Here is a 16,895-nt window from a genome sequence, read left to right as displayed (position 1 = left end):
CGCTCGACGACTGGACAGCGCAGCTGGCCAGGAGCCGAAGGTGTCCAGTGTGGGTGTGCTTTTAATCCTTTTCAGTTTTAAAAAGGGACACAGCAGGAAATAAAGCCATCACAGGAAGGAACGGAGGAATATAAGAACAAAAGCCCGCAGAGAAATAACGGGCTGATCCAATGGACGAATCGAGAACAATCAACATAAATCAATATCTACAGCTCAATAAGCGGGCTGGATGTAATAATCCGCGTCACAAAATTAACGCTGCCATATATAGGGATTTATTAATTCCTGAAACTGCATTTGTCCGGAGCACAGACAGGTCAGGAGCTTACTTATCATTGTTTTCACTCACATTATTCGTTTCAAACGAGACAAGAAATGTTTTCAGCCCTGCACAAAACGCATTGAATTCTTCCGGTGTGACATCTGCGGATCGGTTTATTCTGGCTCCGCGAAGATGAGAATTACCGGATGCATTTTTTTCCGCCCCGGCACTGCGGATTATCGAGTCGGCCCGGCTTTTTGAACATGGAACACCGCCCAGGCTGATAATTTGTGCAACATCGTTCCTGTTGAGGCAGCCAATCGCCCCGGCAATCATCTTAAGATTAGCCGTAAGTTGTCTGCAGGAAAGTACGTCACTCATCGGATTTACCTTCTTCAGCGATCGAGCCGTTCGACGGTGGCCAGCAATTGCGGATAGGTCGCTGACTGACACTTTTCGTACAGTGATTTAGCTGCGGGTATCCCTTCCAGATAATCATCCGAGTCCCGAATTTCCTGAGCCAGATATTCAATAAAGGCGGGTTCGACAACGGAGCCACTCAGCACATTAAGCAGAACCTGTGTTTCGTCGTCATCGAGAGGAAGGGCACAGACCCGAACCAGATGCGCATAGCGATCAAAGATATTATTCAGCCTTTCAGTCACCCCTTCCCTGTGGGAGTTCAGATGTGCTCGCAGCTTAGGCGAAGGCGTGAAAGAGGGGTTGCGGGAGATTTCTTTTTTCATGGGTTATCCTCAGAATACTGGCCCGACATCATTAAGAATTTGCGCCGCTCCCTCACGAACTGTCGGTACCATTTACGGGCAACACTGGCAAGATCGTCCTCAGAAGCGTCACAGTACAGCGTACTGCCCATAAACCCTCCCCCACGGCAAATCTGAGCACCTGAGTTACCAGAGTGTCCCTGAGACTCCAGGTGAACATAGCCGCCACTCTCGGGTGCGTAAAAACTGAAAATTTCGCCGGTTTTACGGGATTTTATCGTGAAGTTCATGCTGGCTCTCCTTTGGCTCACCCGCGACTGCGCTTCGCCTCACTGAGTTAAGTGGAAAAATTGCTGTTCATTACACAATCAACTGTATGACAGATGTCATACATAATCAACAAAAAAAAGCCTGCTAAAATAGCAGGCAAAAAACACTGGATCATTCAAGGAATGAACTGCGGTATCACCTGACAGACCGAGCGACTGATTTATCAGGAAAGTAGAAACCGCGCATTGCACATAAAAGGTATTACAGCACGTTTCCGGAAGGAAAACCCGCCCGGAGGGCGGGTTAAGTGCTATGCAACCTGATGTAGCGCCGGATTTCCCCGGGGAGCCTTTGGACAGCCTCACTGACTCGTGGACTTTTAACTCTGCCGTTGCTGTTTCCACCCCTCCGTAAAGAGGGCTACGCTACAGAGCGAACTTATCACCAGAACCCAAATGTTCACAATCAATCGCTCTTTTTTTCACACTGATGACAGGGTGTTACGGTGAATGAAGGGTGTTAATGTGACTTGCGATTCATTGAATCCGTGTTGTAGGTAGGTGAAAGCATTTTGCCCGCCTGTCGTGCGGTTTTTTTTTCCTGTAAGCAGGAAAAAGGGGCTACCGGCGAACCGGCAACCCCTTCATAAAGGCGCTTCAGGCATGTCAGACCAACGCAGCCCTGAAAAGGCGGGGTATTCCCCGCCTCCAGGTTGCTACTTACCGTTGGATTCGTAAGCCAGGCTTGCCGCGACCTCCCTGTTCCCGTCCTTTAGCCGGACTTCGCATAAGCGGTTCCGGGTCAGGCATGTGAATATCAAGAGCGTTAAACAGACGATTAATACGCACCAGACCAGGGCGTTTCGCGGTAGTTTCATGGTTTACTCCTCCTGTGTAAGTTCACACAGATATTGCAAATACCTCAGGGTTAATAAGGGGGTTACCTGATGTTGATGCAACATGTCGGAGTAGGCTATTTTGGGTATTACCGAGCAACTGCTTATGCGATGAAACACTCCCTTATGCCCGAGATTGCGAAGTTAAGAATGAAGGCCCTGAACTTCTGGGATAAGCATGGTATCCGTGCCGCAGCTGATGCTTTTGGCGTATCAACACGAACGCTCTACTGGTGGCGCCAGTTGCTTCGCACCGGTGGTCCTCAGGCGCTTATTCCAAGAAGCAAAGCCCCCCTGGTTCGCCGTTCAAGGCACTGGCACCCTGATGTGATCAAGGAAATCAGGCGCCTGAGAACTGAGCTACCCAATCTCGGCAAAGAGCAGATTTTTGTCAGGCTGAAGGCATGGTGTGAACTGCGACATTTTACCTGTCCCAGTACATCAACCATTGGAAGGATCATTGCCGGAGCGCACGATAAAATGCGGATGGTTCCCGTTCGCCTCAGTGCCAGAGGCAAAGTCAGGTTGATAAAAAAACGCTCAGTGAAGCCCAGAAGGCCTAAACAGTACCGCCCGGTAAAAACAGGCGAACTCATAGGGATGGACGCGATTGAACTCAGAATGGGGGATCTGCGCCGCTATATTATTACCATGATCGACGAGCACAGCGACTACGCGCTCGCCCTGGCAGTTCCTTCACTCAACAGCGATATCACCAGCCATTTCTTCAGCAAGGCCACAAAGCTCTTTCCTGTTGCTATCAAACAGGTTGTTACTGACAACGGTAAGGAATTCCTTGGAAACTTTGATAAAACGTTGCAGGAAGCCTCGATTAAACACATCTGGACCTATCCGTACACACCGAAAATGAATGCGACCTGTGAGCGATTTAACCGGACACTTAGAGAACAATTTATTGAATTCAATGAATTGTTGCTTTTTGACGACCTGAATTTGTTTAATCAAAGAATGGCTGAATATCTGGTGCTGTATAACAGCAAAAGGCCACATAAATCACTCGAACTGATGACGCCAGTGGACTATATTTTACGTGAGAGTAAAAATTGCAATATGTGGTGGACCCATACATCTCCTGTCAACGCAAAGCAGAAGTGTCACCATCGGTGCGAAACAGAGATGTCATGCTTTGGTTCAGAGAATGCGTTTGACCGCCTCGCTATATACTTCCGAGCGTTCTCTTTTCCCAACAGAAATCACGAAAACGACAACTTTCTCGTCTATAACCTGGTATACAAGGCGATAGCCTGAAGACCGGAGCTTAATCTTGTAACAATCAGGCATACCACGGAGCTTGTTTGCTTCAATCCGGGGTGACTCAAGTACTTCAACCAGCTTCTTTTTCAACTGTTCACGTACCGTCGAGCCCAGCTTTCGCCATTCCTTTAGTGCCCGCTCGTCAAAATCCAGAAAATACGCCATCAGAGTTCATCCAGCGTCACACGTACTGGCTTAGGATTACGAAGTCGTTCTTTCACTATCTCCACAAGTTCAGCATCTTCATCACTCAGGAGTGTCTGTTTGAACGGCAAGCGTTCATTGTCAGCGATATACTCGAGCATGAGACGAAGCGCTTCAGAAGGAGTTACGCCCATTTTTTCAAGCGCGGCGTAAGAACGCGCTTTAAGTTCATCGTCAATACGTAGGTTAATGCTACCCATGTCTTACACCCCTTGTAATTACAAATGTCATTACAAGTATCGCACTACAACATGCTTAGGGCAAGTCACGAAGTAAGTCAGAAAGTAGTCGTAAGAACGGTGATCACTGTCCGCTTTGTGCCAGAAGCGGACTTTTTAAAAATATTGCGTGCCCAACAATTGGGCGCAGGTCACATCAAGTACCCTCAGAATTATAGAGAATACCTGAAATTTTTGTAGAGCGAGGTTTGTTACCCTGCCCGACCAGCGACATGTGGTTAGTTTAGTGATCAGAAATGTCGAGCGTTTGGTCGTTCATTGACGCGGGATCTTCCAACGGTTCCACATGAGTGGTGATATGGATAAAAGGCAGTGCGGTGCGGATATCATTCTCTATACGCTCGGCCCAGTCGTGCCCATATTGAACAGTCCATCGCCCAGGAACTAGGATGTGCATTGTCATAAACGCCCGCCCGCCAGCCTGGCGTGTACGTAGTGCATGGAAATCAAGCCCCTGTTCACGATATCCTGCCAGCAGTGACTCGATTTTTTTGAGTTCTTCCGTGGGTAGCGATACGTCCATCAGACCTGCAGCTGAACGACTCATAAGCTGATAACCAGTCCAAACGATGTTGGCTGCGACCAGCAATGCAACGATCGGATCGACCCAAAACCAGCCGGTCAGATAAACCAGTCCGACACCAAAAATGACACCGACCGACGTCCAGACATCGGTCAGCAGGTGATGAGCATCTGCCTCAAGAGTGATAGAGTTGTGCTGCCTGCCAGCCCTTAACAAAATGAGAGCCGTCACAAAATTAAGGATTGATGCGACTGTTGAAACCAGTAATCCGAGACCAATCTCCTCAAGCGGCTGTGGAGTTAACATCCGCTCAACTGCGGTATAGGCGATACTGGCTGCCGCCAATAGGATCAGAAATCCTTCGAAAGCACTCGAGAAATATTCGGCTTTGCCGTGCCCATATGCATGGTTCTCATCGGCCGGAAGCGCAGCCAAGGTCAGCATCCAGAGCGCCATTAGGGCTCCTGCGAGGTTAACTACGGATTCGATGGCATCAGATAGCAGACCGACCGAACCGGTCATTTTCCACGCCACACCTTTGAGTCCGATAGTGGCAATAGCCGTGGCAATGGAAAGCCAAGCGTAGTGCGTCAGCGGACGAGGTAACCCTTTTGTTTTAGTCATTATTAACTTCCTAAAATAGGACGACTAACTCACATTTCTATCCATGATAGATAATTAAACAATCATTTCGCCATGAATATTTTTTCGTTTTTATTAAATTTAATTAAAAAGTCTCTGCAAGTGCTGTTTCATCTTCTAGTAAACTAAATTTTATTTTTAGGGTTTTCTTCAACTTGAAGTAATATTATCTCACAACAGATTAGTCACTTAGGTTAACTGAGCGGCTTTTATATTTTTCAATTAAAATATGCAAAACTCCCATTGCACCATGTGCATAAAAATAGACCTCAATGAAAGTAGTAAAGAACTTATGCCAGTGGATTACTGTTTCAGCCAGATTTGACTGCATGGTATTCAACAAGAACCATAGGCCACCTGAAAGTGCTACAATTAGCAATGCTAGAACTCCAAATCCTTGGATTGTACTGGCAATACCTCCCGAATGTGCATCGGGCAGTCGGAAACTAGTCAACGTTTTTATATCTTGCTTAATACCACTAAAGTCAAGCCCTACCCATGAAAAATAATAAGTAAAACCTCTTTGAGTAAGCATCCAACTTAACATAATAAAACCACAAATAATCAGTCCTAACCCTGAAATAATGTGCATCCAGGTTATAACTCCTTCAAGACTATGTTCACCAATTGCTTCGGTCTCTGTCAGATTAGAGTTAATAATTTGTGATAATATTAGAAATGCCACAATGATGTGAAGAATACGAAAAAAAGGAGCGTAATCATGGGGTAATAGATTCCAGAGTCGCAATTTCATTAATGAGTCCTTAGTAAATTTATCGATGATCTTAATCATACAAAAGAATTATTAGGATAACCTTAATTCTTAAAATTGCAGCAGGCATTAGTTCACCTCTGATATGGCCACTTGCGAAATGGGAATGGTAACTGTTATTACTATGTGTTTACTTGCTGTTCTTGTTACGCAGCCCCTTAAACACATTACTTTCAAATATGATTTCCTGCTGGGTTTAAATATGTGTCTTTCTATAGTGCGGCAACCTATTTTTACACCAACTCATGAATTAAATAAGAATCATAAATTAAATGAGAGGTTTAATTCTCTTGCTTAACGCGATGATATTAAATGGAAATTTTAATTTTTGTAATTTATTAAACAGTTAGAATGAGACATGGTAAATACGATCTTCCTTTAGATAATTCTGATAGCACTTTTTCTACTGGGCAGTCTGCAATGTCCGCTTCACGCCCTGAGACATTCGACAAGCTTTTTATGGCTTCAGTAAGGGCGAGTGGCGCGCTTCGAGAGCCAGCAAATATTTTGCTTCATCGTACTGGGTTCTGGCCTTCCAGCAGCGGTAAATGATCCTTATCCATTTGAACGCCAGTGCCCGGATCGCAGACTGATGAGATTTGCCCTTCTCTCTGAGGCCCTGATAATACAGTCTGGCCCAGTATGATGAATTAACCGTCTTGGCAGCCCATTCAACAAAGGTTTGCCTGACGAACTTGGCACACTGCCATCGCCAGTGAACCCAGGATTTCTGGCCACTTCGTTCTGTCACCGGTGCAATACCTGCGTAGTTTTGAATTTCTTCAGCGCTGTTAAACCGGTCACGGTTATCACCAAGTGCAGCAAGCATTCGTGGGCCCATACACGGCCCCATGCCCGGAAGTGATTTGAACAGCTCCGCATCTGGCAATGTGTCAAACAACGCTTCGATTCGTTCGTCATAGGTTTTGATGATTTCACTCACGACTTTAATTTGTGTCGCCAGTGCTGTTGCCATCAAAGCATTAGCCTCTATAACGCTCGGGTCTGTAGTCAATGGGATCGCGTTATCAATACTCGCAACACGTTGCTCGGTAAGAGCCATTGCGCGGCCACCTTTGGCATTCAGAAAGTTGCGGATCGTGTCGCGCCTCGCTCGTTTCAGTTGTTGCAGACTGGGCCACCGGATAATCAGCTCACACAATAGTAAGCTACCCCGATGTGAGAACCACTCCAGTGGCTGAGGATAATACTGTTTAAGTGTGTTGATTATCCGGTTCACAAAACGGCGTTTATCTTCAACCAGCTGACGGCGCTGCTCAACCAGTTGCTGGAGTAACCGGATATCCGCATTGTCGGGTTCAATGGCTTTTATCTTTTGGGGATAACGCAGCATTAACTCTAATGCCAGCTCGGCATCCTGCTGGTCATCTTTAGCGCCGCTGGGCGAGAAGGCCTGCCGGTAACGAGCCAGGGACAAAGCGTGGACGGGGAAAACGGTGATAAATGGATATTTCTGAAGAGCATACACCACGGGACCTTTCTTCAGCTCAACGGCGATAGCGATCCTGCCTTTTACCTTCTGGTGTAACTCGGTAAGCCAGACATCAAGTGCTTCCGGCGTATGTTCAATCACATGGAATGTGCGTTCACCGTTTTTAAACTGAACACAGACATCGTGCTTTTTATCTGCCCAGTCCAGACCAACGTGCGCAGCAAATTGATTAGTCGCAGTCATCACCAACTCCTTTTTATCGGGGATTGGTATGCATTCCACGCTCTTCGAAAGAAATATAGCCAGCAGTTTATCTGCATGCCCTGAGTATTCGTTAGCGAACGTGGAGCACCCACTGGCTCGAAAGAAAAGCGGCGATCATCACGTGATTCTCGCTCAATATTCGTAACCAGTAAGCGCATCCCCTGAATCACTTAAAGTGTAATTCTCAGGGTGCGAATGACTATATCTCGCTCTTAGCGGACATTAGCATAGGCTATTTACCATAACGCCGCATTACGCGTACCGCTCAGACGGCCTGAGCGCGTTTCTGACGTGTCCCCGTTAAAAACAGTAACAAACCACCCGAAAATGCACGCCAGAAACGCTACGTAAGAATCTATCCTATGACTGGATATGCACTCAACTGAATAACGCCTGGTTTCAGTCCATTTTATCGGGATCAGCCTTCTTTCTGGGTAATTTAGGGGGCTTCACTTGCTGATTACTTTGCGTGCGGCGCGTGAGCCAAGGATGGTCAGCTTTAGGTTTTACGTAGAATTTTGAGCGTAAATCAAAACGGGCATTATCCACACGTTCATGGACACTTTTTTCATCATCCAGTGGTATAGGCTCCGGGCCATCAACATATTTTTCCCATCCCAACGCTTTCCCATCATACAGAACCTTAATTTCACCGTTAAAGCTTTCGCATACCGTGACAACCGAATGCCGAAGTCGATATCCCCGGCCTTCACTGCGAATCTGAAACGCACTGCTTTTGTACTGGAAAGTGAGATTTTTGGAGAGAACGCGCTTCGCCTGGAGGCTGAAGATATAACCCAGTTCCTCTTCAGAATGGTGTACATCAAGATGGGCGTTATCAGCAATACGAGGCGGCGTAGCAAACCGGTTGTTATAGGCTTCAATAAAGGTCGGCAACCATGCGTTTGCTGTTTCAATATCACTGATACCCTGAAGCCGCATTTCTTTGACCAGCCTGTCCTGCAGTGTCTGATTGGCACGCTCTACCCGCCCTTTTGCCTGCGGGCTGTTGGCATGGATTGGCTCGATGCCCAGTGTCTTTATCGCACGTGTGAACTGAGTCAACTCTCCTTCCCGCTCCGGGTTATTTACTCTGAATATACTGTGTCTGTCAGAATAGAGAGCCAGTGGTACGCCATGATCATTAAGGTAACCCCGGAGGGTTTCCATGTAAGCCCGGGTTGTTTCTGCAGGAGCGAATCGTAGCGCCATCAGAGCGCTGGTAGCATCATCGATAAAGACTATCAGTGTGCATTTGGGGCCCCGACCTTCAAACCAGTCATGAGGCGAGCCATCAATCTGGATGAGTTCACCGTAGGATGGGCGCCGCATCCGGCGCTGATAAATTCGGGCAAACTTACGACGACGTTCGCGCCATATGCCCTCCTCTACCATCCACTTCCTGAGAGTTTCAATGGATAAACACAAGCCGTGTATCTCGCGCAATTTTTCGCACGCAAGCGTAGGTCCAAAATCAGCGTAGCGGCCTTTGAGGAGTGAAATTACTGTTGCTCTGAATTCGGTAGAAAAGGAATTATTGGGACGCTTTCCACGTCGGCGGGAAACTAGACCAGAAGGCCCTTCATTTCTATACCGTTGCACCAGACGTTTAACCTGCCGAATAGAAATGCCAATGCGTGCCGCAGCTTGTTCCTGAGTAATATGGCGATTAAGTGACTCCTGAATAATGTGAAGTCGGTCGAGTTCCTTATGACTCATCGTAACAGTCTCTTTGATCATGAAAAATCCCCCAGAGAATTGTCTGGGGACATTTTAGAATGGTTCAAAGGAAGTGTGGACAAATTCCTGGACCTTCAGGAGTTAATTTATGCATTCATACGAGGACCGGATTCGGGCCGTCAAACTCTATTACCGGTACGGAAAGAAAGCCTCCGTTGTCGTCATGGAGCTGGGATATCCTTCCACAAAACAGCTGGGCCGTTGGGTTCGGATTTATGAAGAGAAGGGCGATATACCCAGGGAATTAAAACCAAGAGAACGCTATTCACGTACACAGAAAATTGCTGCTGTTGAGCATTATCTTACTCACGGTGGTTGCCTGTCGTACACTCGCCGAGCCATCGGCTACCCCAGTAACGAAATTCTAAAGCGCTGGATTGAAGAGTTTTACCCAAATGCGCGTCCCCTGGTCATTCGCTCAGGCACAAGCAAATGCTTCAGCCCGGAAGAGAGGTCTCAGGCCGTCCGGGAGCTCTGTAACCGACGTGGAACCGCGCGTAAAGTTGCACAAAGCATAGGCGTCAGCGTCCCGGTCCTGTACAAATGGAAGAAAGACCTTATCAGTGACGAGGCTTATCAATCCATGCGCAAACGAAAGTCAGCCCCTCAGGATAAAAATCAGGATGCTTTACTCGGTGAAATCCAGCGTCTCAGGAAGCAGGTTCATCAGCTGCAGCTCGAACGTGACATACTGACAAAGGCGAATGAACTGATAAAAAAAGATCTGGGCGTCAGCTTTCTGAAACTGAAAAACAGGGAGAAAACCCTGATAGTTGATGCCCTTAAGAAAAAGTACCCCGTTGCTGAGTTGCTAAGCGTTCTGCAACTTGCCCGCAGCTGTTATTTTTACCACAAAGCCAGCAAACGTCTGTACGATAAGTATGCGGAAATACGCGTGATCATGGCCGATATCTTTGAGGAGAATTACCGCTGTTACGGCTACCGGCGCCTTCACGCGATGCTTCGCAGTAACAACAGAGTTATTTCTGAAAAGGTTGTCCGCAGACTGATGGCAGAAGAGCAGCTCGTTGTTAAGCGCACCAGGCGACGACGATATAACTCTTACTGTGGCGAAATCGGTCCGGCACCGGAAAATTTACTCGCCCGGGATTTTAGTTCCTGCAGGCCAAATGAGAAGTGGCTGACCGATATTACGGAGTTCCAGCTTCCGGCTGGAAAAGTCTATCTGTCGCCGGTTATCGACTGCTTTGATGGCCAGGTTGTAAGCTGGTCGATAGGAACACGCCCGGACGCGACGCTGGTGAATACGATGCTCGATGACGCACTCGATACGCTCAGCGAACATGATAAACCGGTGATACACAGCGATCGTGGTGGCCATTACCGGTGGCCGGGCTGGCTTGAGCGTATCAACACCTCCGGACTTATAAGGTCCATGTCGCGCAAAGGATGCTCGTCGGATAATGCTGCGTGTGAAGGCTTCTTCGGGCGTATCAAAAACGAAATGTTCTATGGCAGAGACTGGGCGGGTATCACGCTGGAAAAATTTATCTGCTTCCTGGACAGGTACATACGCTGGTATAATGAGAAACGTATCAAGCTATCATTAGGTGCAATGAGTCCTGTGAAGTACCGGCAGCATCTTGGGATCACAACATAACAGTCCAGGAAAACATCCGCAGCCCCAAAGGGGACATTACAGCTTGGTGTTAACAGGACCCATACATCTCCTTGCCTCGCGGCATCTAAGAGGCTATCCTGATGTTGTCTAGGCATACAGGTGGCCTCGTGGGTTAATGAAAATTAACTACGGGGCTTTCTGCTTTCTGCCACACAACACGGTAACAAACCACCTTCACGTCATGAGGCAAAAAGCCTCAAGCGCCACGTCGATTATACCGGGCCGGTGCTATTTCTTACCAGGTATATCCACGCTTTATGCTGCTTAGCGCTTTAAATATCTAATGTATACCCATCCCGCGATCAAGACGCCCGTGCCCAGCGCAAGATTAGGCAAAATAACATCGTTTGCACTTGCGTATATGGTATTAGGATCATGTTGCCCCCAGAATGCCAGCTTGTACCCGATGCCCCAGACAAAGAATATAATCCCGGCAATCAGAACGCCGAATTTTATTACGCCGAGCAGGATTCCATCTAACCAGTCAGGCGGATCACGCCATGTGATGACCGCAGCTATTAGTGTGCAGATGATTTGGCCTGCATAATAACCAGGGGAACCATACCATTCCGGAGCAACATGCTTCACGATCAACCAGAACAGCACGTTCATTAAGATAACGAGCAACCAGTACCTCATAGTTCTGCTTTCCTTGTATTTGGCCATCTGAGTTGTCAGACAGCATTGTACTTATTCATCGGGCGGACTTGCCATTGAAATACTCCGGACGCGCAGCCAGTTCACGCTCGATTAACTCGTCGGCAAACAAAGGGGCAACACGATGAATACGTGCCTGCATGTTGCGCCTTCTCACCGCTGCTTTCCGTTCATCGCTCCAGCGTTGGATCTGTTTCTGGCCGAGAAAATCCACGCATACAGCGTAACCTGAGCCAGCCACCCAGCGTGACATCACCTCTTCAGGTGCCGCCTGCCCTGCCTCCACGACAACGGAAATCAGTTCCTGTGGACCCGGGCAGGGCCTGTGCGGCAGTTTCCAGCGCAGAGAATAGCGCCACTTCATACACCACTCCGATCAGCCAGCTTATTTGGCACCTGCCAGCGTTCAGCAACACGAATATGCTCAGGTGTTTCCCGGACAATAAACGGGATTTCGTACATCACTGCATACAGCGGCTCACCGCTGATGCGAAGCCAGTCAAGTTCCTTCAGCGATGCGAATCGCGACTGCCAGCGCCAGAACGGTGCTGCAAGCTCTGCCGCGTCAAACTCGTCGCTCCACCGGGTGTACCAGGTGCAGACGGTTTCCGGTGACTGAAAATTCAGTTCTGTGACAGCCTGTCCCAGCAGGTTCTGACGCAGTAACCAGGACTGCTCGACCTGACGGGCTTCACGGCGCATTTTTCGGGTGAAGGCAAAGTCCTGACGTTTTAGTCTGCGTACTGTTCGGGTATGAAGGACTTCCGGAAAAAGTTCAGCCTGCACATCCATTGTCAGCGGCAGCGGACAGTATTCCCCGTGGCTGGAGATAAGCATATCCAGCGCCTCTTCCACCTGTTTCAGGCTGGAAAGGCGGTCTTTTGGATCACGGTGAAGGCCAGGAATACGGCGGGCAACGTCACTGTTAATCCGGCTACAGCCTGTCAGCAGGCGCAGGAATGTCCGGACGTGTGGCATCGATGGCAGACGTGCGCCGCGCTGGCGAGCCTCTTCCACCGTCATGATGGCCTGCAGCGCTGCCTGACGGGCTGGTTTCAGGGATACAAGAGCACTGGATGACGGGATCATTGTGCGCCCTCCTGTGACAGCGTGCTGATGATGCTGGCAAACGAGTAGCCACCGGCGTCAAGACACTCGATGAGATCCAGAGTATGGGTGATGAGTTCAGGGTTGAATGCATCCATCACGCGAACGACAGAGAACGGCTGACCGTCACGGGTAACAAAGACCACTATCCAGCGAGGATTCAGCTCCCCCGGACTGCATACCGCCACATCAAAGTGACCATGAGGGGGGGTAAAACGGATCTGGACAGGAAAGAAGCCGCCAAATTCGCACCGGTATTCGGCATTCACGGACCAGCCGGACGGTGAGGTCAGATCGCGCATGACAGCGTGACTCAGCTCCCGGCGAAAGTCTTCACCGGCGGCGCGGTAGTCTTCCAGCTCATCAGAAGACATGGTTTTCAGGACATCCAGAGTCAGTAACGTTTTCATTTTCAGTCTCCTTATCGCCGCCCCGCAGGGCGGCGTCTCCGTTATCAGGCGGCGCAGGCCGGGTTGTTATGGTCGGTGACGTCGCCGGCATCAGCGTCGGTATCGTTCTGACTTGTTGCCAGACTGAGTTCAGACTTTGCGGCAAGCTGTTTCTGATTGTCAGCACTGGTCATCCATTCCGGAACCCAACGGATTTTTGAGAGGAAGTGCTCTGCATGTTCAGCGGCATCCTTTTTCTTCATCTTCGCGGCGTCCTGTGCTGCGCCAGCCAGTCCGGCCTGAGAGAGTGCCTGTACAATGTGTGGCAGCTTCATGTGCGAGAAAAGGTTATCAGCCGTCGGTTTCCACCAGTCACGAAGATCAAACTGAATGGCGTTTTCCACCCCATCCAGCGAACTCTGGTGTTTACGACCAAATTCATCCTTGCCCTGTACACCATCTATGGAGCAGGCGGTGCAGAAAGCCATCAGTGCCATCAGGGTTGCGCCATCGAGCGTAAAGAAGGTGGTCATATCCTTTCGCCAGTTTTCCGGCAGCAGGGCTTCAAGACGTTCTTTTTCTGACTGGATGGCCTGAAACGCAACGCTGTTTTCACCGTCAGGTGCTTCACGGGTCAGCGCGTAATGCGACACACTCACGCTAATGCAGAACGGCTCTTTGACGGACGTTGTGGTATGGAAAACCGAGTTACACATTTTCCAGACCATCAGCGCGACGGCTTTCTGCGGCTGCTGCAACAGGGCCGCCTGAACCGCCAGTGTGCGCTCAGAAGAAAGGCGGGTCAGCAACGGGACACTGACGGCGTCCAGCGGATCGACTTTTTCAGGGGCCTGATTGGTGGATGCATCCTTCTCCTCCATTTTTTCATCGGCGCACAGCACCACACCGCGCTGTACTTTCACCTCCTGGCCAGTCCAGGAAACCACCACCCCGGCAGATTGCTTCATTTCATCCGTCCATGCCCGGTGTTTTGCCCGGTGCGCGATGGTCTGCTGTTCTTCCCAGACAGCTTCCAGAGCCCCGGCCAAGACGTCATCATTCACGCCGGGATTCTCGTCTTCATACTTAGCTTCCAGAGCTTCCAGCTCTGCAAGACGTTCTGATTCGGCTTCGGTATATTCCACAGGCGGGACAGCATGCAGGCGCCAGATTTTAGTGTCCTTCCCGTAGTGAGAAATCGGGTCAAGACGACCATCACACCATGACCAGCCTTCCGCTTCGCGGAGGTGCTCCGCGATGTTCTGCAGTTTTTCCAGCAGGGCGGTATCGAGCGATGCACTTTTGACATAGCCGCCGTTTTCGCTGCTGAAGAGATCAACCCGGATTTCATCCGGACTGAATGCGGCCTCTCCCACAAAGCGGAATTTGTCGCCGTTTGTGGAAACCTCTTCTGAGGTAATGAGGTTACGGATCGAGGAAACTGATACTTCATTATTCCAGGACCGTTTGCGGGCGGATTCCAGCACTTCCACCTGGCGTTTCTGATCGCTTTCGAGCGCCAGTGCCTGGCAGTGTTCGGTGGTGATTTCATCCTTCGCCAGCGCCGCCAGAATTTCGGGAGCCAGTTCGGTCAGTTTCAACATGCGCTGAACATGACGCGTACCGAACCCCAGCAAATCGCCAATCTGCGCGGGGGTTTTCCCCTGCTCTGCCAGTGTGCGGAACCCGGCGATCTGTTCAGACGGATGCATTGCCATCTGCTGTTCGTTTTCTGCCATTGATGCCGCAACAGCCAGTTCATCAGGTACCTTTTTCACCATCACCTGATATCCGGCATCGATACGGTTTTCACTCTGCAGGAGCTGCAGCGCTTTCAGGCGACGACCACCGGCAGCCACACCACAGCGACCATCCGGGAGGTTATGCACGACCAGATTCTGCAACAGGCCAATGGCTTCAATGGAATCTGCCATTGAACAGACTTTCTCCGCCGGATAGGGAATGGTCCTGACGTTCAGGGGAGACTTCACCAGTGCCGTCACCGGGACATACTCGACCTGTGCGGCATCGAGAGCCACTTTAAGCGCCTCAGCTTCGGCAGACTTAAGCGTTTTTTTGCTGGTTTTCGGTGCAGTTTTTACCTTAGACTCTGTTGCAGACATAATTGATACCTCTTAGCTATTGATGAATGTCTGCCGGACAGCCCACCTGTCCGGCCTTCTTCTTACTGCTTACTTCGTTTTGCGTACTCCGTAGTCCCGGATGTAGCGGTTCATCATGTCCTCGCCGCCCGGTTCAAAATTCCAGACGCGCCAGATCATGCTGCCGTCATCCTGATGACGGACGACAAGGCGAAAATGGGTCCCCTGATCATCTTCAATCGCCACATTCTGATACTGCGCTGCGACAACCTGAGCCTGCTCGCGGGTAAACGTGCCATCCGGCAGGGATTCAAGCGGGGACAAAACGTTATGGTCCATGTGTTTCTCCTTTTCTGCCCCGCCTGAACGGGGCGTCTTCATCGTGGTTTAAAAGGGCGCGTCATCATCCATTGGTGGGAAATCATCCGGGAGAGGCTGAGGCGGTTGCTGAGACGGGGCGGCATCCTGACGGCCTTTCTTACCGCCCTTCGCTTTCGGGGATTTGGCTGCGGCCTGAGCAGGTTGTGCCGGGGTGGCAGGATTCTGCGGCTGCGCGGCGCTCTCAGGCACTCCGGATTCACGGCGGCCGCCGAGCATCTGCATGGTGCCGTTCTGCCCGACCAGCACCTCGGTGACGTAGCGCGTGACTCCGGCATCGTCCTGCCAGTTGCGGGTGCGCAGCTGGCCCTCGATGTAGACCTGTGCGCCTTTACGCAGGTATTCGCCCGCCACTTCCGCGAGCTTGCCGAACATGACAACACGGTGCCACTCGGTGTTTTCGCGCATCTCTCCCGTCTGCTTGTCACGCCATGTTTCAGACGTGGCCAGCGTCAGATTGGCCACTGCGCCCCCGTTGGGCATGTAACGCACTTCCGGATCCTGTCCCAGATGTCCAACCAGAATGACTTTGTTAACGCCACGTGCTGCCATGATGAATCTCCTTAATCCGTTGTTTTGCCTTTTAAAACCATCACCCGTTGAGTTGCCGGGGCCGCGGTTTTGACTTTGTGCGGGGACCTGCTGAACCTGCCCCCTGGATATAACCTTCACCCGTTTGAGAGCCGTTCGCCGCAAGGGCGTAAACGAGCACGGCCCGGTGCAGATGTCCGGGGGTGAGCGGGAAATTTTTTTCGGTCTAATGAAGCGGCAGCGGAATGGCCGGGAAAAATTTATTGCGAAAGGCTCTGCCGTCCCCTGGACAGCAAGACGGGTTGTGCTTGTCTCAGCCCCGGCGAATGGACTCAAACGGGTGATACGGGTACCAGGGGAAAGGAGCAGGCACCCGCCGCAACGACGAAGAGCGCGGGCGCGAAACGGCGTTGCCCCGCAGAGTGCCGGCAGTCCTTCGCCGGCACGGTGAAAGCGGCGCGACCGGGACGGTCGCAGCAAGCGCTGCCGTTGACCTTGACTTCAGACATCAGACACTAGCCGTCAGGCCCGAAACCGCTTGCGGGTTCGGCGGAGCTTACCGCGTCTTTTCGCGGTTAGCGGAGTGTGGCTCGACGACCGGACAGCGCAGCTGGCCGGGAGCCGAAGGTGTCCAGTATGGGTGTGCTTTTAAAGCCTTTAAGGGTTAAAAAGAGACATCACAGCAGAAAGAAGAAGAGAAAGCAGACAGACAGCAGGCAGCAAACAGGGAAGACGCGGAAAGGAAATGCGGGCGGCGCGTCAGCGCGGCCCGGTTTTCCCGGCGCCGCAGGCGCGCGGTCTTTCGAGGCGCGGCCAGACGGGGAC

At 50.5% G+C, this 16,895-nt stretch carries 18 protein-coding genes and 2 pseudogenes; 3 read left to right on the top strand and 17 right to left on the bottom strand.

The window, feature by feature from the left end:
- Positions 1 to 325: 325 nt before the first annotated feature.
- From BHE81_RS26150 to BHE81_RS28985, 4 genes are all read right to left on the bottom strand, one after another.
- Entirely contained in the window at positions 326 to 643 is a 318-nt protein-coding gene (locus BHE81_RS26150) for a hypothetical protein (RefSeq protein ID WP_015065519.1), read from the bottom strand.
- A gap of 14 nt (positions 644 to 657) precedes the next feature.
- Entirely contained in the window at positions 658 to 1,008 is a 351-nt protein-coding gene (locus BHE81_RS26145; RefSeq protein ID WP_085843694.1) for a hypothetical protein, read from the bottom strand.
- Positions 1,005 to 1,277, bottom strand: a complete 273-nt coding sequence (locus BHE81_RS26140) for a hypothetical protein (RefSeq protein WP_149888855.1) — start codon at positions 1,275 to 1,277, stop codon at positions 1,005 to 1,007. Before BHE81_RS26140 ends, BHE81_RS26145 begins: the two co-directional genes overlap by 4 nt.
- 695 nt (positions 1,278 to 1,972) lie before the next feature.
- On the bottom strand, positions 1,973 to 2,134 hold the full coding sequence (locus BHE81_RS28985) for a type I toxin-antitoxin system Hok family toxin (RefSeq protein WP_004118124.1): 162 nt from the start codon (positions 2,132 to 2,134) through the stop codon (positions 1,973 to 1,975).
- A 69-nt stretch (positions 2,135 to 2,203) separates the two neighbouring features.
- Here BHE81_RS28985 and BHE81_RS26130 point away from each other — a divergent pair.
- A pseudogene (locus BHE81_RS26130) lies at positions 2,204 to 3,238 on the top strand (IS481 family transposase); the annotation flags it as partial.
- Positions 3,239 to 3,304: 66 nt separating this feature from the next.
- Here the strand turns inward: BHE81_RS26130 and relE are convergent.
- Together relE and relB are read right to left on the bottom strand one after the other, a co-directional pair.
- On the bottom strand, positions 3,305 to 3,592 hold the full coding sequence (gene relE, locus BHE81_RS26125) for a type II toxin-antitoxin system mRNA interferase RelE (RefSeq protein WP_000323025.1): 288 nt from the start codon (positions 3,590 to 3,592) through the stop codon (positions 3,305 to 3,307).
- On the bottom strand, positions 3,592 to 3,831 hold the full coding sequence (relB, locus tag BHE81_RS26120; protein ID WP_000534858.1) for a type II toxin-antitoxin system antitoxin RelB: 240 nt from the start codon (positions 3,829 to 3,831) through the stop codon (positions 3,592 to 3,594). The genes relE and relB overlap by 1 nt, the downstream gene beginning before the upstream one ends.
- Positions 3,832 to 3,855: 24 nt before the next feature.
- On the opposite strand from relB, the pseudogene BHE81_RS28910 reads away from it, so the two are divergent.
- Positions 3,856 to 3,972: pseudogene (locus BHE81_RS28910) on the top strand (hypothetical protein); the annotation flags it as partial.
- A 121-nt stretch (positions 3,973 to 4,093) separates the two neighbouring features.
- Here the strand turns inward: BHE81_RS28910 and BHE81_RS26110 are convergent.
- From BHE81_RS26110 to BHE81_RS26095, 4 genes are all read right to left on the bottom strand, one after another.
- Positions 4,094 to 5,017: a cation diffusion facilitator family transporter gene (locus BHE81_RS26110; protein WP_020277922.1), complete on the bottom strand. Its 924-nt coding sequence runs from the start codon at positions 5,015 to 5,017 to the stop codon at positions 4,094 to 4,096.
- A gap of 199 nt (positions 5,018 to 5,216) precedes the next feature.
- Positions 5,217 to 5,789, bottom strand: a complete 573-nt coding sequence (locus BHE81_RS26105) for a cytochrome b/b6 domain-containing protein (protein ID WP_001515348.1) — start codon at positions 5,787 to 5,789, stop codon at positions 5,217 to 5,219.
- Between the two features lie 475 nt (positions 5,790 to 6,264).
- Positions 6,265 to 7,503: an IS110 family transposase gene (locus BHE81_RS26100; protein ID WP_029497477.1), complete on the bottom strand. Its 1,239-nt coding sequence runs from the start codon at positions 7,501 to 7,503 to the stop codon at positions 6,265 to 6,267.
- Between the two features lie 420 nt (positions 7,504 to 7,923).
- On the bottom strand, positions 7,924 to 9,264 hold the full coding sequence (locus BHE81_RS26095; protein ID WP_000589001.1) for an ISNCY family transposase: 1,341 nt from the start codon (positions 9,262 to 9,264) through the stop codon (positions 7,924 to 7,926).
- A gap of 88 nt (positions 9,265 to 9,352) precedes the next feature.
- Between BHE81_RS26095 and BHE81_RS26090 the strand changes: the two genes are divergently transcribed.
- Positions 9,353 to 10,885, top strand: coding sequence for an IS3-like element ISKpn38 family transposase (locus BHE81_RS26090; RefSeq protein ID WP_149888854.1), 1,533 nt, complete (start codon positions 9,353 to 9,355; stop codon positions 10,883 to 10,885).
- Positions 10,886 to 11,170: 285 nt separating this feature from the next.
- On the opposite strand, the gene BHE81_RS26080 is transcribed toward BHE81_RS26090, so the two are convergent.
- From BHE81_RS26080 to BHE81_RS26050, 7 genes are all read right to left on the bottom strand, one after another.
- A complete protein-coding gene (locus BHE81_RS26080) occupies positions 11,171 to 11,545 on the bottom strand; it encodes a hypothetical protein (protein ID WP_004182064.1) in 375 nt (124 codons plus the stop codon).
- Positions 11,546 to 11,600: 55 nt separating this feature from the next.
- The gene (locus BHE81_RS26075; protein WP_023329033.1) at positions 11,601 to 11,927 is read right to left on the bottom strand and encodes a hypothetical protein; all 327 of its coding nucleotides are present in this window, start codon (positions 11,925 to 11,927) and stop codon (positions 11,601 to 11,603) included.
- Positions 11,924 to 12,652 (bottom strand): plasmid SOS inhibition protein A, encoded by a 729-nt coding sequence (locus BHE81_RS26070; RefSeq protein WP_015065618.1) that lies wholly within the window; start codon positions 12,650 to 12,652, stop codon positions 11,924 to 11,926. Before BHE81_RS26070 ends, BHE81_RS26075 begins: the two co-directional genes overlap by 4 nt.
- A complete protein-coding gene (gene psiB / locus BHE81_RS26065; RefSeq protein ID WP_004194235.1) occupies positions 12,649 to 13,080 on the bottom strand; it encodes a conjugation system SOS inhibitor PsiB in 432 nt (143 codons plus the stop codon). The genes BHE81_RS26070 and psiB overlap by 4 nt, the downstream gene beginning before the upstream one ends.
- A 44-nt stretch (positions 13,081 to 13,124) precedes the next feature.
- Entirely contained in the window at positions 13,125 to 15,182 is a 2,058-nt protein-coding gene (locus BHE81_RS26060) for a ParB/RepB/Spo0J family partition protein (RefSeq protein ID WP_020277924.1), read from the bottom strand.
- 69 nt (positions 15,183 to 15,251) lie between these two features.
- A complete protein-coding gene (locus tag BHE81_RS26055; protein ID WP_004182058.1) occupies positions 15,252 to 15,500 on the bottom strand; it encodes a DUF905 domain-containing protein in 249 nt (82 codons plus the stop codon).
- Between the two features lie 48 nt (positions 15,501 to 15,548).
- Positions 15,549 to 16,091 carry a single-stranded DNA-binding protein gene (locus BHE81_RS26050; RefSeq protein ID WP_004182056.1) on the bottom strand — a complete coding sequence of 181 codons (543 nt, stop codon included), beginning with the start codon at positions 16,089 to 16,091 and terminating at the stop codon, positions 15,549 to 15,551.
- Between the last annotated feature and the right edge of the window lie 804 nt (positions 16,092 to 16,895).

The organism is Klebsiella sp. AqSCr (genome assembly GCF_008452795.1).
Lineage (GTDB): Bacteria > Pseudomonadota > Gammaproteobacteria > Enterobacterales > Enterobacteriaceae > Klebsiella > Klebsiella pneumoniae.
Note: the sequence above shows the minus strand (reverse complement) of the source record. Positions and strands in the feature narration are given on the sequence as shown.